This is a genomic window from Bacillus nitratireducens (assembly GCF_036320425.1).
Classification (GTDB): Bacteria; Bacillota; Bacilli; order Bacillales; family Bacillaceae_G; genus Bacillus_A; species Bacillus_A nitratireducens.
Map to the genome: position 1 here is coordinate 431,746 of NZ_JAUMJO010000005.1, position 20,641 is coordinate 452,386.

The following is a 20,641-nucleotide window of genomic DNA, read 5'->3' on the forward strand; positions in this document are numbered from 1 at the left end:
AAGCGCCCTTTAAGTAGGGCGCTTTTTTACTTAATCACAAATTTTACTCTTTCCAAAACTGTTCTAACAAAATAACAATCATAGTACCTACGAGTAGTCCATTACTTAAAACATATTGTAAAGAAGAAGGAATGCCGCTAAATGCGCTTTCTGGAAGAAACATTATTCCTAAACTGATTAACAATGTAATTCCCAATATAGTTAATCGGTGTTGATTTAATTCTTCACGTAAAATCGAGTGAAATGAAATGCCTATTACTTGGACAAATGTTGCTAAAAGTGCAGCATTAGCAATCGGGCCTGGAAGCAAGGATATAAAGCTTACAATTGAGGGAATAAAAGAAATTCCTGCTAATATAAGACTTGCTATAAGGAATGACTTCACTTTTCTTTGTCCTGTTAGTTGAATAAATCCTGCTGATGCAGGTAATGGTACAATTCCAATTGTAGAGAACAACGACGAGATAATATGTGATATACCTCCGATCCATACACCACGGTTCAGTGTTTGTCTTTCATTTTCTTTAGATAACGGAGCCACTTGTTTTACAGCTGAAACAGCAGCAATCGTATTTGCAACTAAAAGAAATGTAAATAAAGTTGCAGTTAGAGTCATTCCAATATCGAATCTAGGTGTGCCCCAAGCAAATATCTCTGGTAACTTAACTAGCGTTGTGTACGAAGGCATATGAGATGATTTTCCTAATACTACATACAAAAGCCAACCAAATGAAATGCCAAGTAATACAGCGTAACTTTTCATCCAGCCTTTCCCTTTAATTGATAAGAAAGTAATAAGGGCAAAAACAATGAGCGCAATAGTAGCTGTTGTATAGTCAGGATGAGTTGCAGATCCTTGTAATCCCATCATTCCATTTAGTAACACACCACTAAGCTGAAGTGCTAAGATTAAAAGAAAAGTTCCTGTAACTAACGGGGTAAATAAACGTAAGATTCGATGAACAAGCCCTGTTATACCAAGAACGAAGAGTAATATACCTGCAATAATTAATCCACCTTCTAAAAGTTGCAACACGTCTTTTGCACTTTGTCCCTGATGCATAGCGACTTGTCCCAATATGACAAATATACTTACCCATGAACCGGCTGGCCCATCCGCAATGGGATAACGATGTCCAAACCACGCTTGTATAAATGAACTTACTCCGACAACTAAAAAAGTTCGCTGCATTAATGTTGAAATATCTTCTATTGATAAATGAAATATGCCACCAATAATTATAGGTAATGCAATTGCATTTGCTAATAAAAAAACAAACCACTGTAGAATACTAAAGCTCGTATTAGAGTATTTTTTATTCATGTTATTCTCCTTTATCGAAAAAGAATCTCATAGTAAAGATCCATCCTTTCTATACCGTTAGATTAAAAAGGATGGATTTTGTAACTCTATAAAATCATTTTAATTATATAGATGAATTTTTGGTTAATTACCATGTACGGAACGGTAAGAATTTCCCGTTAAGTGTAATAACGATACGAGGATCGCCACCTTTTGGATCTTCTTGTGTATCCACACCTAGATTGAAGTTAATTGCACTCATTACACCTTCGCCAGCTTTTTCTAAGATTAGTTCTCTAAGAGTTGGTGCGTATTGTAACATCATTTCGTATAATCGATATAGGATTGGATCAGTAGGAGGCATTTGCATTACTTGCCCTCTAAGTGGAACTACTGTTAATGCTTGAACTACTTCTGCATCTAATTCTAATAGTTTACCGATTTTTTCTGCTTCCGGATGTGTCATTGTAGCCTGTCCTAATAATGCTGTTACAACCCAAGTCTCAGAGTTTTCACTTACTTTTGAGATTTCTTCCCATGTTAAACCTCTTGCGATTTTTGCTTCCATAATTTTTTGCGTAGCTTCTTGTCTATTCATATTTAATAACTTCCCTTCATTTAAGTAATGATTAATGTTTCATACCATTTAATTTTTTATATCCATCGACTACTAAATCTAATTTACCTGTGTGAGGATCAATAACTAAACCATGTACAGGAACATCTTTTGGAATAAGTGGATGATTTCTTACTAAATCAACATTAGCTTGAGTCGAATCGCAGATATCATCGAATCCAAATAGCCATTTTTCAAGGTCAACACCAGCATATTCAATTGCTGATAAAATTTCTGGTGAAGCTACTCCGCGATCTAATATTTTTTGAAGTGTTCCTTTTGGATCCGTTTGGCTCGCACCACATCTATGGTGTCCGATAAGAAAGATTTCATCTGCATTTAAATCATATACTGATGCTACAACACTTTGCATAACACTATCGAAAGGAGAAGCAATCTTACCACCTGCATTTCTGATAACTTTTGCATCACCATCGTGTATATCTAAAGCTTTTGGAAGTAGCTCAATTAAACGAGCATCCATGCAAGAAACAACAACCATACGTTTTTTAGGCATTTTTGTCGCTTCACGAGGAGCGTACTCCTTATTTTCTACAAATTGTTCATTGAACGATAGAATTTCTTGTAATAACATATTTGTAACCTCCTTTAAATCTAGATGTATTTTTTTGTTGCGTCCTCTGTGTTATAAGTAAATATAACTGATAAACAATGTGATGTAAGAGGATAAACTAAGTATAGTGAATTGTATCGACAAGCAGAATAAGTTGGCGAAACACTTTCTGGCTTTCTACTTTCACGATGAAAGGATTGGTTTATATCATTGATCAAACAGATTTTGAGATACTGAAATTATTAGGAGAAAACTCAAGAATACAATGGAAAGAACTTGGTCAAAAAATACATATGACGGGGCAGGCTGTAGGAAATCGAATTCGAAGATTAGAGGATTTAGGGATTATTGAACAATATACAATCGCAATAAACCGAACCAAATTAGGACAAGTAGTGACTGCATTTGTTACTTTGTTCGTAACAACAGCTAATCATCAAGAGTTTATGAATTTCTTTCAAGGAGAAGAAGGGATCTCTGAGGTACACCGTGTAAGTGGTGAGGGGTGTTATTTATTAAAAACACATTTTGCTTCCAATGAAGACTTAGATAACTTTCTAGGACGACTATTAAAATACGGGAATTATCGTGTTAACTTATCAATAGGAAAGTTGAAATAAGGTTTCTTTTCCTTGGAGGGGATGGTAACATTATTTGCTAAACCTTATTTGTATAGAGATAATGAAATCGTTTAATGTTTATCTTAAATAGCCAGAGCCTTACTACAATTTATGTGTAGTAAGGCTTTTTTTAGGAAGTTATAAATAATTTTGCCTTAAAAAAAATCCTGTAGCTCAGTACAGGATTTGTAATAAAATGTTTTTAAAAGCTAAATTGTGGTTTCATATCACCTTTATAAGGTTCATGTTCAACGAATATAGTTATGTCTTTACCAGCTTGATCTTTACCAGTTCTTTTATACGTAAATTTATTATTATTCAGTTCAGTAAGTTCAAGAGCGGCACCATATTTGTTATTTCCAATTGAAACATGGGCTCTTATTTTATTTTCATGTACAACATCGAAGTAGCCATAATCACCGCGGCTTTGACCTGTTTCGCCATTGAAGAACTCGTATTTATTAGACTTGTCATCAAATTTTGCTAGACTTATAAAATTCGAATTAAACTGCGTTACATCATTACCGGCTTCATCTAATACCTTTGTTCCATGCCAAAGGGTTCCGCCTAAAATTTTATCTCCATCAACGTTTTTAACGATATCACCTGTAGTAGAGTTTAGCTGCTTATCCGGATCCGTGAAAGAAAGCTCTTTTTCTTTATATGGAACATGTTCAACGAAGACTTCTACATCTTTACCGTTAGCATCTTTCCCCATTCGTTTATAAGTAAATACATTTTTATTTAGCTTTGTCATGTCAACAACAGCTTGATACTTCATTGATTCTGAAATTAATACTCTCTTCTTCCCATCATTTGTGACAAAGAAAGTTCCTTTATCGCCACGACTTGCACCTGTTTTAGCATCAAAGAATTCATATCTTCCTGATTTAGCATCATATTTTGCAAGACCAATGAAGTTTGCATTCTCTTTTGTTAAGTCATTTTTATCTTTGTCATATACTTTTGTACCTTGCCAATTCGTATCGCTAAGAATATTAGCCATTTTTTGCCCTTTCGTTAACTTATGTTCCTTTTTTGTTTCTTTAGCAGCTTGCTCTTGTTTTTGTTTACCATGATTTTCTTCAGCTTTAGTACCAGCACAACCTGTTAATGCTAATGTGAATCCGAGCAGTATGGATGATAGTGCTTTTGTTTTTTTGTTCATGTTTATTGTCTCCTCATTTTATGATTTTAAGTAGCACGGTTTGCGATTATAGTAATAGTTAGTCATTCTGAACGCAGTTATTACGTTTATTATGTTAATCCTCGAGTATAAACTGCCTCTAAATAAAACATTAAAAAAAGATAAACTAATTACTAAAAAATTTTCATATTTATAAAAAAATCGCTAGCTTGCTGTATGGCTCTTTCGAACACTTACCAATTTTTTTGATACCTACGAGTAATCCAAAAATACATAGTAAGGAAGAAGGAAAGCCGTTAACAGTAATGTAATTCTAAATAGAGTTAATCAATTGTATTGTAAAAATTTTCAAGATGAATTGTAGGGGGAAATGAAATCTTATAGAAGGTGATTCCTATAGGAAGGGGACGGCTATGTTTGATTCAACAGATCTTAAGATTATACAATTACTACAAGAAAACGCTAGGATGAATTGGAAGGAAATTGGAGAGCTAGTACATTTGACGGGCCAGGCTGTTGGGAAACGAATTAATAAATTAGAAAAGGCAGGTGTCATTCAAAAATATACGATAGATATCGACAGGGCTAAGCTGGAAGGGTCTATCATGACCTTTGTTACGCTATTTTTGCATGCACCACATTATCATAATCAAATTCAAACCTTTTTCGAAAAAACGGACGTAATTACTGAAATGTATCGTATAAGTGGCGATGGGTGTTATATCATGATTCTTCATACATCTTCGCACCAGCAATTAGAAGAGACTCTTGCAGATGTTTTACATTATGGTGACTATCGTATAAATACTGTCATTAAAACAATTGAAAAAAAGAAAGAATAAGATATTTATTCTTTCTTTTTTTATATGGAACTGTAATTCTTTATTTGATTTTGTTTATAAAACTGCTTGCGGATATGACTTTTGCGTAAATATCACCAAACTCTAATGCACTCATGAACGATTGATGAGCGTGTACCGCGGGGAGTAAATTTCCTTGAAACTCTAAATCTTTTGTTGTACAAGCATCTTCAATTACAACACATTGAAATCCTAAATCACTGGCAGCGCGTACGGTTGCATCAATACATACGTGAGTCATCATACCGCAAATGACTAGTTGATCTATTTTTTCTGCCTTTAATGTTTCTAATAAATTTGTTCTTAAAAAACTGTTAGGGTGATGTTTTTGTATGACTTTTTCGTTAGCAATCGGTTGTACATCATCATGAATTTGAACACCTACTGTTTCAGATAAGAAGAAAGTAGCTCCTTCATTGTTAGCAATATGTTGTACGTGAATAACTGCTTTATGTTTTTCACGAAATACTTTCAAGACTTCTTTCGCTTTTTGTGCTGCTTTTTCAGGTTGATGTAATTCCATATTGCCGCCTTCAAAGTAATCATTTTGTATGTCGACTAATAGTAACGCTTCGTTCATCATTAATCCCCCCGCAATTAGTTATACAGCACGTTATTTGTACTGTACTGTTATTATATAAATTACAAGTGTGTGGAAGTAATAACGTCATGAAACGATTTTGACGTATATAGTTTCATTGTGAAAAAGCTAAAAGATAAAAAATGAAGCTTGGGGAAGTGACTATATTAAGCGTAAATATCAGAATGGTGAAGTGATAGTGAAAGAGGACGGTCATATATGATTTAACACTTCTGTAAGTATAATTTTGCTATAATGAATAAGTACTTACACGAAGGGGAGCTAAAAGAGAAAATGAAGTCATTTGATATCGATCATTTTATAGCTAGTGTTTTACAGTGGATATTAAATATAGCGTTAATCATATTGTCCATTGTTTTATCGGTTTTTTTAATTAACGAAACAATTACTTTTATTCAATACATATTCTCAGCGAAGAAGTATACATCGTATAAATTAGTTGAGAGTATCATCGTCTATTTCCTATACTTCGAGTTCATCGCATTAATTATTAAGTATTTTAAATCGAACTATCATTTCCCGTTACGTTATTTTATTTATATCGGAATTACGGCGTTAATTCGTTTAATTATCGTGTCTCATGAGGAACCAATGGAGACGTTATTATACGCAGGAGCAATTCTTATTTTAGTTATTGCTTTATACATATCAAATATGAGGGATTTGAAGAAAGGGTAGTAGTGCAGACTTTTGTTTGTGCTACTTTTTTTACCTTGACCTTCAAGTTACTTGAAAGTTTACAATGTAAATAGGGCGTTTGAAATCGAAAAAAAATGAGAAATTAAGTGAAGAGGTTTCTTTTACTTGGAGGTTATAGAAATGAGTCAAGAATTGAAGTTACGTCCTTTAGAACGAGAAGATTTAAAGTTTGTACACGAACTTAATAATAACGCGCATATTATGTCATATTGGTTTGAAGAGCCATATGAGGCGTTTGTGGAGCTGCAGGATTTATACGATAAACATATACATGATCAAAGTGAACGCCGATTTATCGTTGAGAAAGATAATGAGATGGTTGGATTGGTCGAGTTAGTGGAAATCGATTATATTCACCGTAGAACAGAATTCCAAATTATTATTGATCCAAATTATCAAGGATATGGTTATGCAGCAGAGGCGACGCGTTTAGCGATGGATTACGCTTTTTCTGTATTAAATATGCATAAAATATATTTAGTTGTCGATAAAGAGAATGAAAAAGCTGTACACGTTTATAAAAAGGTTGGATTTATGGTAGAAGGAGAACTTCTCGACGAGTTTTTCGTCGATGGCAACTACCATAATGCGATAAGAATGTGCATGTTCCAGAAGGAATATTTTAGAACGAAATAATGGATTGAAAAGGCTATAGACAGTGATTGTCTATAGCCTTTTTTTGTGTGTTAAACAACAATAATTTATCGTAAAACAATAAATTATTGTTGACTTATAATGTAGTCAAGCTTATTATGATGGTAGTAAGAATAGTAAAAAGGAATGCAGATAAATGAATTGTGAAATCAAAGGAGAATATATTATGAAAAAATATTTATTAGCAATTGTATTGATATCATTAGGGGCTACTTGTTTAATCATACATGGGACGACAAGTAAAATGGATGGAAGTGGTTTGCTTATAGAGCCTTACTTTTTCCTAGTACCAATAAGTTATTTACTGTTCTTTAGTGGTATTGGTGTGTCAGTATTTGAATTTATTACTTCGAATAAGGAGAAAAAATATTTATTAGCTTCTAGTCCAATGTTTTTAGGAGTGTTATGCATAATTATGTTTAATATAATTGGTTCTGAAGTAAAACCAGACGGAACTTTAGTGGAGCCATTTTACTTGATTCCGTTAGCATATTTATTTACTTTCACTGGAATTGTTGCAATTTTGTGTGTGGCTCTTTTCTCAGTGATTCGAAAAAAGACAGCACGATAAAACACTTGCCATGAAATAGAAACATAAGATAGGGAAGAAAAATACTAAGTGAGCTGAATCATGATGAATCATTATTTTTATAGTAGTAGACAAGTGGGAGCAGCTATTACACTGGCAGGAGCACAGGGGACAATTCATGCTGTGAATCAAGCGATTCAAATGCAGCAACAAGCATATTTTGCACAAATGATGCAAGGGCAGTATATGTCGTACTCACAGTCTCCAATGCAAGTTGTACATTATGATGTGCAACCAGTGGATTTATTTTCTATTCCTTATGGCGGGACATACTTCTTATGAAAGAAAGCGACTGATCAGAGTCGCTTTCTTTATATTCCGCCTAGCTTCATTCCAAGGAATGCGAAGAGGATACCGATTATGTAAGTAGTGCTTACGTATAAAAGGAGCATGCTAAATTTTTTAAGATTGAGAAGCTGAATAGATTCTAATTTAAACGTCGAAAATGTCGTGAAGGCACCCATAAATCCAGTCCCTAATAATAATTGCCAACTTGTAGTGACGCCGTTGCCAATTATATATCCAAGTAAAAACGCTCCTGTTATATTGATGAGAAATGTAGCAATTGGAAAGGAAGTTTTATTTCTTTTTTTAAACCAATTGCTAATTGCAAATCGTGTAATAGCACCGAAAAAACCGCCTATTGCTACTAATAAAGCTTCTATCATAAGTGATCACCTTCCGTAAGGCGTTTCTTGATTAAGAAATCACCTAGTGTATAGCCAAGAGCAGACATAATGAGACCACCAAGTATACTGCATGATACGTATAAGAAAGCGGTACTCCATTCAGAGTGATTGATTAATTGCACGTTTTCTACACTGAATGTCGAAAACGTCGTAAAGGAACCGATGAATCCAGTTCCAATGCCTGTAATAATCTCTGAGGGTAAGATATTTCTCCGAGCGACATACGTAGTTAGCCACGCTAATAAGAAGCAGCCGGCTAAGTTAATAAGTAACGTAGCTAATGGAAATGAATGATGCCATGAAGTGTGAATAGTAAGACCTAAATAATAACGAGAGAGGGCTCCTAATATACCGGCTATGCCAACGATAATATAAATCAATTTCTTCACCTCTTTAAATAGCTTGCTCAAAAAAATAGACTCCTACCAGTAGTTATACTGGTAGGAGTCATTAGCTTAGCAGCAGTTATGGCGAACTCCATCGCCTATGATTATTACATATAGTGTACTAAAAATTGCATTGAATTTCCAGTGAAGAAGTGAAGCTGTTTTGGATGTGTGTGATGGTTTGAGATGAGGAATTTATTCTCATAAACTAAATATAGTGATACAAGGTTTTTGATATGATAAAATGTTTCGTATGTCTGTCATTTATTTTTAGTTAACTGAAAATAAAGAAAAGTAAGATTGGTAGTTTTAGAAAAGGGGCGTTTATTTGAAGAAATTATTAAAGATATTACTTATATGTATTTTGATAGGAGCTTGTATTTTAGGTGGTTTTTTAGTGTATATGACAATTACAAAAGAACAGCCAGCGAATGTTTTAGATGTAAAGGTTGAAAACAACAAAGAGCGCGTACTGCAGCCAGGAAATGAATTTAAAGTTACAACATTTAATATTGGGTACGCTGGATTAGATAAGGACCAAGACTTCTTTATGGACGGGGGAAAGGGTTCTGGTTCGAGTAGTAAAGAACAGACTGAAGTAAACTTAAAGAAGATGCTTTCATTTTTACAAAATGAGAATAGTGATTTTACGTTATTGCAAGAAGTTGATATAAAATCAATGCGATCTTTTGATGTAAATGGGCATGAGTTTTTGAAAAAGGGATTACCTGATTATGCATCGTCATTCGGGAAGAACTATGATACAAAATGGGTCCCTGTCCCAATTACAAGTCCAATGGGATATGCGGAGGCTGGATTAAGTACGTTTTCTAAATATAAAGTTCAAACAGCGGAGAGGTTCCAGCTTCCTGGAATGGAGCCTTGGCCGAAGCGTTTGTTTGATTTAGATCGAGCGATTGTTGAGCACAAAATACCTGTTAATAATGGGAAGTTTGTTAGACTTGTCAATTTACATTTGTCTGCTTATGATGAAGGCGGGAAAATTAGAAAGCAGCAAGCAGAGTATTTAAAAGAATATATGAACAAGTGTTATCAAAACGGTGATTACGTAATATTAGGTGGAGATTGGAACCAGTTACTTTCTAATGTCCAATTAAGTGATCCTAAGTTTGTGAAAGAGCGTCCTGAATGGCTAGTAGAGTTACCGAAGGACTTCGCCGATGGAGGATTCCAATGGGCTGTAGATCCATCTGTTATGACGGTAAGGGATGATGTGAAGAAATATGTGGAAGGTGAAAACTTTGTCACTATTATTGATGGCTTTATCGTTTCGCCGAATGTTGAAATTGTAAATGTACAGGGGAAAGACTTAAAGTTTGAAAACAGTGATCATAACCCAGTTAGTGCGGTATTTAAATTGAAGTAATTGATACGTGGGGCTTCATAGAATATCTTCTAACGGGTGAGGGTGTCGTTATAAGATATTCTAGAAAAATAATATCACATAAAAAGGGCACAAATAATGTGCTCTTTTTATACTTGGTAGGAATTTAATTGCTTTTCTCTTCGTTTTCTGCCAAGCTTAAGGAGAAAAATACTTCGAAGAAAGAAATATATAGGTGACGCATATGATTGAAGTTAAGACTTCTGAACTTAGTGATGGAGAATTTAATAGAGGTGTATTTGCAACTCGTGATATTAAAAAGGGTGAGTTGATACACTCAGCACCAGTTATCTCTTATCCGAATGAACAGCATGAACACATTGAGAAAACGTTACTTGCTGACTACGCATTTGAGTATGGGGTAAATCATACAGCATTCCTTTTAGGATACGGCATGTTATTTAATCATTCATATAAGCCGAATGCAACGTATGATATTGTCTTTGAGAATCATATGTTTAACTTCTTTGCTTACAAAGATATAAAAGCGGGAGAAGAGATTCTAATCAATTATAATGGTGAAGTTGATGATGATGAGCTGTTATGGTTTGATAAGGAAAAAGAAGAGAACGAAAAATAAAGTAAAGATTATAAAAAGAGCACATTCTATTGAATGTGCTCTTTTGTATTGATGAAAATAAAGTAAAGATTACAAAAAAATACCACTTTCTTTTCGTGTGATATAGTAAGATATTGAAGGATATTACTTTATAAAACCTATATATTTTACAAATTGTTGTCTATATGGTTACATGTCGAGTTTAGTAGCTCATTTGGGTTGCTTTATTATGCGATATATATTTTAATATGAGTGGCACCTCTTATAATTTAAGAGGTTTATAGGTGTCTCGAATTGATTTTAGGTACACTGTATCCACCACTTTAGCTTTTGATTTGTATTGCATTTTTTATGTGGGGATATTATGGGCCCGTTGTTAGCGGGATAAAAAGATTATAGAAATAGAGGAATCGTAAAATGAATATGCAAGAGGTTTATAAATATTTAAGTACGGTATTGCCTGAAGGTCATGTAAAGAAAGATGAAATGCTAAAAGATCATACGCACATTAAAGTGGGTGGGAAAGCAGATGTATTTGTTGCGCCTACTAATTATGATGAGATTCAAGAAGTGATAAAGTATGCTAACCAATATAATATTCCAGTTACGTTTTTAGGAAACGGATCGAATGTTATTATTAAAGACGGTGGTCTTCGCGGGATCACAGTAAGTTTAATTCATATTACAAGTGTTACTGTAACAGGAACGACGATTGTAGCACAGTGTGGTGCAGCAATTATTGATGTATCACGTATTGCATTAGATCATAATTTAACGGGTCTTGAGTTTGCTTGTGGTATTCCAGGTTCAGTTGGCGGAGCGCTATATATGAATGCTGGTGCTTACGGCGGTGAAGTCTCGTTTGTATTAACAGAAGCTGTCGTAATGACAGGTGATGGAGAGCTACGTACTTTAACGAAAGAAGCATTTGAATTTGGATATCGTAAGAGTGTATTTGCGAACAACCATTACATTATTCTTGAAGCGAGATTTGAACTTGAAGAAGGTGTGCGTGAAGAAATTAAAGAAAAAATGGATGATTTAACGTTTAAGCGTGAATCAAAACAACCGTTAGAATATCCTTCATGTGGTAGTGTATTTAAGCGTCCACCAAATAATTTTGCAGGTAAGCTTATTCAAGACTCGGGACTGCAAGGTAAGCGAATTGGCGGAGTGGAAGTTTCTTTAAAACACGCTGGATTTATGGTGAATGTTGATAACGGAACGGCACAAGATTATATCGATTTAATTCATTTCGTACAAAAAACTGTTGAAGAGAAATTCGGTGTGAAATTAGAGCGAGAAGTAAGGATTATTGGAGAAGATCTACAATAGTCTTTGAATAAAAAGCGTATAAAGTATGAATTATTTCGAAATAATATTTGGGTATTGTTGACATTTTGTTTTCAATTCAATATAATGGCTAATAATTTAACAAATAATATACGTTGAAAGAGCCCAGTAGCAGTTTGTCACTGTTATTAAAGAGAGCTAGGGGTTGCTGGAACCTAGCACAAACAAACTTGTGAATTACACTCTGGAGTATCTTAGGTAATGCTAAGCGGATTGGCAATCGATATTCTTGCTAAGAGTGGTATGAGTAGCTATGCTATTTATGCAAACTGGGTGGTAACACGGTGAATAATCGTCCCTATGTCATAGACATAGGGACTTTTTGTTTTTCAAAAAATAAAGGGGATGACAAAAGATGAATATCATTGATGAATTAGAATGGCGCGGCGCCATTAATCAACAAACGGACGAAGAAGGCTTACGTAAGCTGGTAGAAGAGAAAAAGATTTCACTATACTGCGGAGTGGATCCGACTGGTGATAGTATGCATATCGGACATTTGATTCCATTTATGATGATGAAGAGATTCCAATTAGCTGGTCATCATCCTGTTATTTTAATTGGCGGGGCAACAGGAACAATTGGTGACCCGAGTGGACGTCAATCAGAGCGTCAACTGCAAACGTTAGAAGTAGTCCAGCATAATGTGGATGCGTTAACAGCACAAATGAAAAAGCTATTTGATTTTGGCGGCAATAGCGAAGTGAAGATGGTAAATAACTATGACTGGACACATGAGATAAACATCATCGAATTTTTACGTGATTACGGCAAAAACTTTAGCATAAATAGCATGTTAGCAAAAGATATTGTAGCAAGTCGTTTGGACACTGGAATTTCTTTCACAGAGTTCACGTACCAAATCTTGCAAGCGATGGATTTCCATCATTTATACACAAAAGAAGATGTTCAACTGCAAATTGGTGGTAGTGACCAGTGGGGAAATATTACAAGTGGTTTAGATTTAATTCGTAAGTTAGAAGGTCATGAAGCGAAAGTATTTGGATTAACGATTCCATTATTATTAAAATCAGATGGTACGAAGTTTGGTAAATCAGCAGGTGGTGCGGTTTGGCTTGATCCGGAAAAAACAACACCGTTTGAATTTTACCAGTTCTGGGTGAATACAGATGACCGTGATGTAATTAAATACTTGAAATACTTTACGTTCTTACAGAAAGAGCGAATTGATGAATTGGCAGCGAAGGTAGAAACTGAGCCGCATAAACGTGAAGCGCAAAAAGTATTAGCGGAAGAAATGACGAAATTCGTTCACGGAGAAGAGGCATTTTTGCAAGCTGTGAAAATTACAGCAGCGTTATTTAGTGGAGATATTAAATCGTTAACAGCTGATGAAATTGAGCAAGGCTTTAAAGAGATGCCGACATTTGAGTCTTCAAAAGAGAAGAAAAATATCGTAGAGTGGCTAGTTGATTTAGGGATTGAGCCATCTAGAAGACAAGCACGTGAAGACATTAATAATGGAGCTATATCTATGAATGGTGAAAAAGTAACGGATGTAGCTACGGATGTTACTGTAGAAAATTCATTTGATGGACGATTTATTATTATTCGTAAAGGGAAGAAAAACTACAGCTTAGTGAAATTGGGAGAATAGTTTTTGTGAAAGAGTGGAAGTAGGGAAGATATCTACTCCCGCTTTTTTCATATACACAATTTTGACATAAAAGAGTCAGTATATTTTGATAATTAAAGAGGGTTATATGATTCTGCTGCCGAATAAATAAAGTAGAGAAAATTACGGATAAAAATAGCCCGAACCATGCAGGGCATGATTCGGGCTTATATTCAGATTAGTAAGCTAAGCTGAATAGACCTTTAATGTGTGATAAGTAACGAACGTTACTTGCTTCTTTCATTAATGATGCTGGTAGACCTTTAAGCGGAGTATTGCTTGCTCCGATTGTAGCAACAGCATCTTTACGTCCTAGACTAGCAAGTGTTCCAGAGTTTACAGGTGCGAACTCTTCGAATGCTTTGCCTTCTAGTGCTGCGTATAAGTTGTATCCAATTAACTCACCCATTTGCCAAGCGATCTGTGCAGTTGGTGGGTATGGACGACCGTCTTCAGCAAAGACAACAGCGCTGTCTCCAGCAACGAATACGTCTTTGTGAGAAGTAGATTGTAGGTGTGCATCAACTGTTGCACGGCCACGGTTTACTTCAAGACCTGATTCACCGATTAATGGGTTACCTTGTACGCCGCCTGTCCAAACGAATGTGTTAGCAACAAGTTTTTGACCGTCTTTTAAGTCGATTTCATTGCCAGCAACGTTTGTTACAGGAAGACCTGTTAAGAATGTAACACCGCGTGCTTCTAGGCTAGTAGTTGCACGTTCGATTAAGTGGTCTGGTAATACTGGAAGGATTTTTGGACCTGCTTCAACAAGAAGAAGTTTAACTTCTTTTGGATTTACGCCGTGGCTTTTTGCAAGTTTAGGCATAATGTCAGCAAGCTCACCAACTAGCTCAACGCCAGTTAATCCGCCACCACCGATTACGATTGTAGCGTCAGCTTCGTTTTTCGTTTTAGCGTATTCACGAATACGGTCTTCAACGTGTTTGTAGATTTTGTTTGCATCAGCAGCAGATTTTAATACCATGCTGTTTTCTTCTAGTCCTGGAATACCGAAGTAAGCAGTTTTACTTCCTAAAGCAACTACAAGTGCATCGTAAGATAAAGTAGTGCCACCAGCTAGTTTAATTTCTTTGCTATCAACTGAGAATGACTCAACTGTTGCGATTTTAAGATCGATATCTTTACCTTTGAAAAGCTTTGTAAGTGGCATTGCAATTGCTTGCTCAGCAACGTTACCAGCTGCAAGGCGGTGTAGTTCAGTGATGATTTGGTGTGTTGGGTATTGGTTAATCACTGTAACTTGTGCTTCTGATTTGCTGTAATATTTACGTACGTTTAAAGCGGCAAGAAGACCGCCATAACCAGCGCCTAAGATGACAATTTGTTTTGACATAGTATGATATCCCCCGTCTTTACTAATTGTTGTTATAAGTTAACTTATTTATTGTTACGTTCTGCACTAATTTGAAGATATGCGTTCACAAAGCGGAACATTTTTTGCGCTTGTGGGTCTTTTAATAATTTTAATAGACCGAACAGGCCGATAACTTCGTTGCTTTCGTCAGCACGATCTTTCGCTTCGATTGCAGTAGCAGCCATGCTTTTCACTGTATCTTTTACAGGTTCTACAAGCTCTGTGATTGCACCAACAGTGTCGCTTTTTAATACTTCATCAGTAGCAACAGTTTGAGCGAAGTCATAAGACTTAGTTAAAATATTAACAAGCTCAGTTAATTTTGGAAGCTGTTCTACTAGTGTAGTTAATGATTCTTGTACCTCAGGTTTTAACAACTGATCAAGTACATCAAGTTGTCCTTGGCTAGCAGAAATTTGTACAGTTTCTTGTTCTGGCTTTGTTTGAGTCATAGTTTCTGGCATCTCCAATTCTCCTTTACGATAGCAATACTCTTATTTTTGATAGGTAAGATAGTAAACGTTTGCGAAACTTTATACAAAGTTTCACAAAGCACAATAAAATGCCTTTAAATTTATGCCAGCAAGTAAGCTGAAATCATAAATCCAAAACCATATTGTCCTACCTATTATTTATGAACTGTCCGATACATGGCTTGTCCGCATAATGGAAAGTTCCTTTATCGGAAAGTGTATATAATATATATCCTATATTATATACTATATACACCTATGTTAACATAAAAATGATTCCTAATTATTTGATATTAAGCGTATAACGTAGTACTGACAAGGCGTGAAAGCGCATAAATTATTTTGTTAAGGTTAGAAATGTACGTATATATAAATAAAAAAAGGAAAAAATGGACAAATTTATGTTCATTTTTTTCTTTTTTTATTGTTCACCTTCTGTAATTAGCATCGATGTGTTACCGCTTTTTTCAAGGTGGCATTCGCCCCAAGTACAAAGAGAGTCAAGAATGGATTCTAAAGACCAACCGTAGTCTGTAAGAGAATATTCTACTTTCGGTGGTACTTGATTGTATACCTTTCTTTGAATAACTCCGTCTTCTTCTAATTCGCGTAATTGCTGTGTTAACATCTTTTGTGTAATACCAGGCATGAGACGTTTTAATTCACTCGTTCTCTTTGTACCTTTCGTTAAGTGGCAAAGAATAACGACTTTCCATTTTCCGCCGATAACCTCTAAAGTCGCTTCAACGGGAATATTATATTTCTTCATATAAAAATCTCCTTTGATGAATGTAGATTTCAGTTCTCCAACAAAAGAAGCCAAATAATTTAAATGTTACTAAAAAGTACCTATAGCACTTTAAAGTACGTACTTTTTATCATGTTGAATATGTTCCATAATAGCATACGTAAGAGGGAAATGAGTAGTACGGTACCAAAAAGTGCCTATGTTACTTTTTGGTACCTATCGTACTTTAAAGTGCGTTCTTCAAAAAAAGAGTGAAGCCATTCATAATAGCATATATCAGCAGTAAAGTTATGTTTGTAGAAGATAAAAAGGCCTTTTTATCACACTATTATGATTGGATTTCTCGCATTAAGGAGGAGTTCAATTGAATTCATATACAGTATCATCTTCGGAAGTTCAGACGAATCGAAGAAGTATGTTTGCGTTATTAGCACTAGCAATTAGTGCATTTGGAATTGGTACAACCGAGTTTATTAGCGTCGGATTATTACCATCTATTTCAGAAGATTTACATGTTTCCGTTACAACAGCGGGTTTAACGGTTTCTTTATATGCATTAGGGGTAGCATTCGGTGCTCCTGTCTTAACTTCGCTAACAGCTAGTATGTCGCGAAAGACATTATTAATGTGGATTATGATTATTTTCATTATTGGTAATGGGATTGCAGCAGTAGCAACAAGTTTTACTGTGTTACTTATCGCTAGGGTTGTATCTGCTTTCGCACATGGCGTTTTTATGTCAATCGGATCTACAATTGCGGCCGCACTTGTACCAGAGAATAAACGAGCTAGTGCAATTGCCTTTATGTTTACTGGTTTAACGGTTGCGACGATTACAGGTGTACCGATTGGAACGTTCATTGGTCAACAGTTTGGCTGGAGAGCTTCCTTTATGGTAATTGTTGCGATTGGAATTGTTGCTTTCATCGCCAATAGTATGCTGATTCCGTCTAACTTGAAAAAAGGTACATCCGTATCATTTCGTGATCAATTTAAACTGATTACGAACGGAAGGTTATTACTTGTTTTCATTATTACTGCATTAGGATACGGGGGAACATTCGTAACATTTACGTATTTATCTCCGTTATTACAAGAAGTAACAGGATTTAAAGCAAGTACCGTTACAATTATTTTGTTAGTGTACGGAATCGCAATTGCGATTGGGAATATGGTCGGCGGAAAATTATCAAATCATAATCCGATTCGAGCGTTATTTTACATGTTCTTTATTCAAGCGATTGTATTATTCGTTTTAACATTTACAGCACCTTTTAAAGTTGCTGGGTTAATCACAATTATTTTGATGGGACTATTCGCATTTATGAATGTTCCAGGGCTACAAGTGTATGTCGTTATATTAGCTGAGCGCTTCGTTCCTAGCGCTGTCGATGTTGCATCAGCAATGAATATTGCAGCATTTAACGCAGGAATTGCTCTTGGTGCTTACTTAGGCGGTATTGTAACGAACTCGTTAGGATTAATTCATACAGCTTGGGTAGGCGGCATTATGGTAGCGGGGGCTGTTATTTTAACAGCGTGGAGTATGACATTAGAAAAAAGAGATCAAGTGAAATAAGGGAGAGAAAATATAATGAAAAATTTACAAAGTAAAACAACATTGCATAACGGTGTAGAAATGCCTTGGTTCGGTTTAGGTGTATTTAAAGTAGAAGATGGACCAGAACTTGTAGAAGCTGTGAAATCGGCAATTAAAGCAGGATACCGCAGTATCGATACAGCTGCGATTTATGGAAATGAAAAAGCAGTAGGAGAAGGCATTCGCGCTGGTATAAAAGAAGCGGGGATTTCTCGAGAAGATTTATTTATTACTTCAAAAGTGTGGAATTCGGATCAAGGATACGAAACAACGCTTGCTGCATATGAAGAAAGTTTAAAGAAGTTAGAACTAGACTATTTAGATTTATATCTTGTTCATTGGCCTGTAGAAGGGAAATACAAAGATACGTGGAGAGCGTTAGAAACACTTTATAAAGAAGACCGCGTACGTGCAATTGGCGTGAGTAACTTCCAAATCCATCATATGAAGGATGTACTAGAAGGCGCAGAGATTAAACCGATGATTAATCAAGTAGAATATCACCCACGTTTAACACAAAAAGAATTACAAGCTTTCTGTAAAGAGCAAGGAATCCAAATGGGAGCATGGTCGCCACTTATGCAAGGTCAGTTATTAGATAATGAAACATTACAAGAAGTTGCTGATAAGTACGGTAAAACAACAGCGCAAATCATTTTACGTTGGGATCTTCAAAATGAAGTTGTAACAATTCCAAAGTCAACGAAAGAACATCGTATTATTGCTAATGCAAGTATATTTGATTTTGAACTAACAAAAGAAGACATGGAAAAGATTGATTCTTTAAATCAAAACCACCGCGTTGGTCCAGATCCTGATAACTTTGATTTCTAAACCTATAGTGGAAGAAAGGGTGCAAATAGTTTGCACTCTTTTTTGTTTTGCTTATGCATAAAAAAAGTTTCTAACTAAATAATAAACAGTATTAAATTTGTTATTTTATAAGGGGTTGTAAAAATGAATATAAAACGATCGTTCAAGCTAATGGCCGCTTTTTTGAGTGTTTTATTTGTATTTGCGAACTTATTATTTCCACTTCAAAAAGCATTCGCGGAAGTTATGGATCATACAAAGTATGAAATGGATTGGAGTTATAGTAGGTCAAAGAAGAAACCAATTCGAACAGAGCTTATTAAAACGGCAGATGGTAAAATTGCCTTTTGCTTAAATGTAGATTTGAAATCTCCAAGCGGTCAAGATTTACCGGAAATGGGGAAAGTGGATATTAATGTGTATCGTGTACTATTAAATGGATATCCACAAAAGAGCCCACAAGAATTAGGTGTTTCTGATTGGAGAGAAGCGCATTATGCAACGCAGCTTGCGGTGTGGAATGCTTTAAAACAAATTGATATTAACGATTTAGATTTCCGTAATAAAAATGTAGAAAAAGTAACGAAAGATATCGTTGCAAAAGCAAGCGCTAGTGAGGAACTACAAGAAATTACGATGAGTGTAGTACCATCAGAAGAACAACAAGCAGTATTGAAAAATGATTTCTTTGAAACAGGATTATATACAGTAGAAACAAACGCGAAAAGTGGAACGTATAAAGTGCAAGCAACAGGTGCACCAGAAGGCGCGAAGTTCGTAAATGAAAAAGGCGAAGCAAAAACTGAATTTAATGTAGGAGAAAAATTCCGCATTTTAATTCCGAAACAAACACCAGCGGGTGGATTTAGCTTTAAAGTATCAGGAAATTTAACGAAATTACAAGGAATTGCTCATAAAGGAACACCAACGATTCAAAATGCGGTTGTGTTACTTGAGCGTAGTGAAGAAAAAACAAGTCCAGAGTTGGCGGTAAGTTGGAAAAAAGCAAATGGTCATGATAATAAACCAAATAAACCCTATACACCAAATGAACCACATAAACCGAATCAATATAACAGATGATAAAAAAAGCTCGTAAACATTATGTTTACGAGCTTTTTCTATTACTCAGCTTCAGAAACAACTGTGAAGCGTTCATTTACGTGTTTTGGATTTTCAATTTCATCAAGTGCTGCTACCGCGAAGTCTTCGTAACTTACGTAGCTATCACCTTTTGAGTTAACAAGAAGATTGTCTTTGCCACCTGTATAAGAGCCAGTGCGTTTTCCTAATGCGAATAGTGCAGAAGGGCTGATAAATGTCCAAGTGATATCGTTTGTTTGTTGCAAGATTTCTAAGTTTTTACCTTGGTTTTGAGCAGTTGCAAGGTATTCATTTGGGAAACCTGGTGTATCAAATACACGTGTTGTTTTTTCTGCGTCTACAAATAAGCTACCAGCGCCGCCAACAACAAGTAATTTTGTATTAGGTGCACCTTTCATAGCTTCAATTAGTACGTTTCCTGCATCTACGTGAAGGTGTTCTTGTCCTGCTGGAGCACCGAATGCATTTACAACTACGTCAAATGCTTGTAGGTCATTAGATGTAAGAGAGAATACATCTTTCTCTAAAACCTTTACGTTTTCTTCTGTAATTTTTGCAGCGTTTCTTACGATTGCAGTTACGTCATGTCCGCGATCTAATGCTTCTTTTAAAATACGACTTCCTGCTTTACCAGTTGCTCCGATGATTCCGATTTTCATAATAAATCCCTCCAAAGTGTTTTGTTAAAGTGTATATCTGAAAGTAAATGAATACATTGTAATTAGGTTTGTTACAACCTGGTGTAATCATTATAGTTACAGGTTGATGTTTTTGTCAATGGGGTTGTTTGTAGATATATTTTTTGTTTTAGTATGCACAGTTAGAGGAGGGAGA

24 protein-coding genes, 1 pseudogene, 1 riboswitch and 1 other annotated feature are annotated in these 20,641 nt (G+C 35.3%); of the genes and pseudogenes, 14 read left to right on the forward strand and 11 right to left on the reverse strand.

Annotation, left to right across the window (positions count from 1 at the left end; translation table 11 throughout):
- Positions 1-43: 43 nt before the first annotated feature.
- From Q3V31_RS20975 to Q3V31_RS20985, 3 genes are all read right to left on the reverse strand, one after another.
- Complete coding sequence (locus Q3V31_RS20975; protein ID WP_097809430.1) at positions 44-1,324, reverse strand: purine/pyrimidine permease; 1,281 nt, start codon at positions 1,322-1,324, stop codon at positions 44-46.
- 127 nt (positions 1,325-1,451) lie between these two features.
- Positions 1,452-1,901: a cyanase gene (gene cynS / locus Q3V31_RS20980; RefSeq protein WP_329766917.1), complete on the reverse strand. Its 450-nt coding sequence runs from the start codon at positions 1,899-1,901 to the stop codon at positions 1,452-1,454.
- A 31-nt stretch (positions 1,902-1,932) separates the two neighbouring features.
- The gene (locus Q3V31_RS20985; protein ID WP_097809428.1) at positions 1,933-2,514 is read right to left on the reverse strand and encodes a beta-class carbonic anhydrase; all 582 of its coding nucleotides are present in this window, start codon (positions 2,512-2,514) and stop codon (positions 1,933-1,935) included.
- Between the two features lie 167 nt (positions 2,515-2,681).
- On the opposite strand from Q3V31_RS20985, the gene Q3V31_RS20990 reads away from it, so the two are divergent.
- The gene (locus tag Q3V31_RS20990) at positions 2,682-3,113 is read left to right on the forward strand and encodes an Lrp/AsnC family transcriptional regulator (RefSeq protein WP_097809427.1); all 432 of its coding nucleotides are present in this window, start codon (positions 2,682-2,684) and stop codon (positions 3,111-3,113) included.
- Positions 3,114-3,315: 202 nt separating this feature from the next.
- Here the strand turns inward: Q3V31_RS20990 and Q3V31_RS20995 are convergent, their stop codons facing one another.
- On the reverse strand, positions 3,316-4,281 hold the full coding sequence (locus Q3V31_RS20995) for a DUF4822 domain-containing protein (RefSeq protein ID WP_097809426.1): 966 nt from the start codon (positions 4,279-4,281) through the stop codon (positions 3,316-3,318).
- Positions 4,282-4,673: 392 nt separating this feature from the next.
- On the opposite strand from Q3V31_RS20995, the gene Q3V31_RS21000 reads away from it, so the two are divergent.
- Positions 4,674-5,102, forward strand: coding sequence for an Lrp/AsnC family transcriptional regulator (locus Q3V31_RS21000; protein WP_141435177.1), 429 nt, complete (start codon positions 4,674-4,676; stop codon positions 5,100-5,102).
- A 40-nt stretch (positions 5,103-5,142) separates the two neighbouring features.
- On the opposite strand, the gene Q3V31_RS21005 is transcribed toward Q3V31_RS21000, so the two are convergent.
- Positions 5,143-5,700, reverse strand: a complete 558-nt coding sequence (locus tag Q3V31_RS21005; protein WP_097809424.1) for a cysteine hydrolase family protein — start codon at positions 5,698-5,700, stop codon at positions 5,143-5,145.
- A gap of 294 nt (positions 5,701-5,994) precedes the next feature.
- Between Q3V31_RS21005 and psiE the strand changes: the two genes are divergently transcribed.
- From psiE to Q3V31_RS21030, 5 genes and pseudogenes are all read left to right on the forward strand, one after another.
- On the forward strand, positions 5,995-6,399 hold the full coding sequence (gene psiE / locus Q3V31_RS21010; RefSeq protein WP_000834468.1) for a phosphate-starvation-inducible protein PsiE: 405 nt from the start codon (positions 5,995-5,997) through the stop codon (positions 6,397-6,399).
- Positions 6,400-6,540: 141 nt separating this feature from the next.
- Entirely contained in the window at positions 6,541-7,056 is a 516-nt protein-coding gene (gene speG, locus Q3V31_RS21015) for a spermidine N1-acetyltransferase (protein WP_071723872.1), read from the forward strand.
- Between the two features lie 181 nt (positions 7,057-7,237).
- A pseudogene (locus Q3V31_RS21020) lies at positions 7,238-7,444 on the forward strand (DUF3955 domain-containing protein); the annotation flags it as partial.
- Entirely contained in the window at positions 7,418-7,645 is a 228-nt protein-coding gene (locus Q3V31_RS21025) for a DUF3955 domain-containing protein (protein WP_255257098.1), read from the forward strand. The pseudogene Q3V31_RS21020 and the gene Q3V31_RS21025, both read left to right, overlap by 27 nt.
- Before the next feature lie 60 nt (positions 7,646-7,705).
- Positions 7,706-7,945, forward strand: coding sequence for a DUF3947 family protein (locus Q3V31_RS21030; protein ID WP_097809423.1), 240 nt, complete (start codon positions 7,706-7,708; stop codon positions 7,943-7,945).
- Between the two features lie 29 nt (positions 7,946-7,974).
- Here Q3V31_RS21030 and crcB (Q3V31_RS21035) read toward each other — a convergent pair whose 3' ends face one another.
- Together crcB (Q3V31_RS21035) and crcB (Q3V31_RS21040) are read right to left on the reverse strand one after the other, a co-directional pair.
- Positions 7,975-8,331, reverse strand: coding sequence for a fluoride efflux transporter CrcB (gene crcB / locus Q3V31_RS21035; protein WP_097809422.1), 357 nt, complete (start codon positions 8,329-8,331; stop codon positions 7,975-7,977).
- The gene (gene crcB / locus Q3V31_RS21040) at positions 8,328-8,732 is read right to left on the reverse strand and encodes a fluoride efflux transporter CrcB (protein WP_329767189.1); all 405 of its coding nucleotides are present in this window, start codon (positions 8,730-8,732) and stop codon (positions 8,328-8,330) included. The genes crcB (Q3V31_RS21035) and crcB (Q3V31_RS21040) overlap by 4 nt, the downstream gene beginning before the upstream one ends.
- A gap of 54 nt (positions 8,733-8,786) precedes the next feature.
- Positions 8,787-8,846, reverse strand: a riboswitch (Fluoride riboswitch).
- A 220-nt stretch (positions 8,847-9,066) separates the two neighbouring features.
- On the opposite strand from crcB (Q3V31_RS21040), the gene Q3V31_RS21045 reads away from it, so the two are divergent.
- The 4 genes from Q3V31_RS21045 (at position 9,067) to tyrS (ending at position 13,673) form a co-directional block, all read left to right on the forward strand.
- The gene (locus Q3V31_RS21045) at positions 9,067-10,125 is read left to right on the forward strand and encodes an endonuclease/exonuclease/phosphatase family protein (protein ID WP_329766923.1); all 1,059 of its coding nucleotides are present in this window, start codon (positions 9,067-9,069) and stop codon (positions 10,123-10,125) included.
- A 202-nt stretch (positions 10,126-10,327) separates the two neighbouring features.
- Entirely contained in the window at positions 10,328-10,723 is a 396-nt protein-coding gene (locus tag Q3V31_RS21050) for an SET domain-containing protein (RefSeq protein WP_000573655.1), read from the forward strand.
- 396 nt (positions 10,724-11,119) lie between these two features.
- Positions 11,120-12,037, forward strand: a complete 918-nt coding sequence (murB, locus tag Q3V31_RS21055; protein ID WP_329766925.1) for a UDP-N-acetylmuramate dehydrogenase — start codon at positions 11,120-11,122, stop codon at positions 12,035-12,037.
- A 104-nt stretch (positions 12,038-12,141) separates the two neighbouring features.
- Positions 12,142-12,358, forward strand: a binding site (T-box leader).
- Positions 12,359-12,410: 52 nt separating this feature from the next.
- Positions 12,411-13,673 (forward strand): tyrosine--tRNA ligase, encoded by a 1,263-nt coding sequence (tyrS, locus tag Q3V31_RS21060; RefSeq protein WP_001021074.1) that lies wholly within the window; start codon positions 12,411-12,413, stop codon positions 13,671-13,673.
- Positions 13,674-13,869: 196 nt separating this feature from the next.
- Here the strand turns inward: tyrS and Q3V31_RS21065 are convergent, their stop codons facing one another.
- The 3 genes from Q3V31_RS21065 to Q3V31_RS21075 all read right to left on the reverse strand — a co-directional run bounded on the left by Q3V31_RS21065 (position 13,870) and on the right by Q3V31_RS21075 (position 16,311).
- On the reverse strand, positions 13,870-15,048 hold the full coding sequence (locus Q3V31_RS21065; protein WP_000043193.1) for an NAD(P)/FAD-dependent oxidoreductase: 1,179 nt from the start codon (positions 15,046-15,048) through the stop codon (positions 13,870-13,872).
- A gap of 44 nt (positions 15,049-15,092) precedes the next feature.
- Positions 15,093-15,533 carry a DUF1641 domain-containing protein gene (locus Q3V31_RS21070; protein ID WP_001115309.1) on the reverse strand — a complete coding sequence of 147 codons (441 nt, stop codon included), beginning with the start codon at positions 15,531-15,533 and terminating at the stop codon, positions 15,093-15,095.
- A 430-nt stretch (positions 15,534-15,963) separates the two neighbouring features.
- Positions 15,964-16,311: a winged helix-turn-helix transcriptional regulator gene (locus tag Q3V31_RS21075; protein WP_000760478.1), complete on the reverse strand. Its 348-nt coding sequence runs from the start codon at positions 16,309-16,311 to the stop codon at positions 15,964-15,966.
- Between the two features lie 394 nt (positions 16,312-16,705).
- Here Q3V31_RS21075 and Q3V31_RS21080 point away from each other — a divergent pair, with 394 nt between their 5' ends.
- From Q3V31_RS21080 to Q3V31_RS21090, 3 genes are all read left to right on the forward strand, one after another.
- Complete coding sequence (locus Q3V31_RS21080; protein ID WP_170959276.1) at positions 16,706-17,869, forward strand: MFS transporter; 1,164 nt, start codon at positions 16,706-16,708, stop codon at positions 17,867-17,869.
- 15 nt (positions 17,870-17,884) lie between these two features.
- Entirely contained in the window at positions 17,885-18,724 is an 840-nt protein-coding gene (locus tag Q3V31_RS21085; RefSeq protein WP_425332958.1) for an aldo/keto reductase, read from the forward strand.
- Positions 18,725-18,847: 123 nt separating this feature from the next.
- Positions 18,848-19,786 carry a thioester domain-containing protein gene (locus tag Q3V31_RS21090; protein WP_097809417.1) on the forward strand — a complete coding sequence of 313 codons (939 nt, stop codon included), beginning with the start codon at positions 18,848-18,850 and terminating at the stop codon, positions 19,784-19,786.
- A 41-nt stretch (positions 19,787-19,827) separates the two neighbouring features.
- Here the strand turns inward: Q3V31_RS21090 and Q3V31_RS21095 are convergent, their stop codons facing one another.
- Positions 19,828-20,466 (reverse strand): NAD(P)-dependent oxidoreductase, encoded by a 639-nt coding sequence (locus Q3V31_RS21095; RefSeq protein WP_097871455.1) that lies wholly within the window; start codon positions 20,464-20,466, stop codon positions 19,828-19,830.
- Positions 20,467-20,641 lie beyond the last annotated feature (175 nt).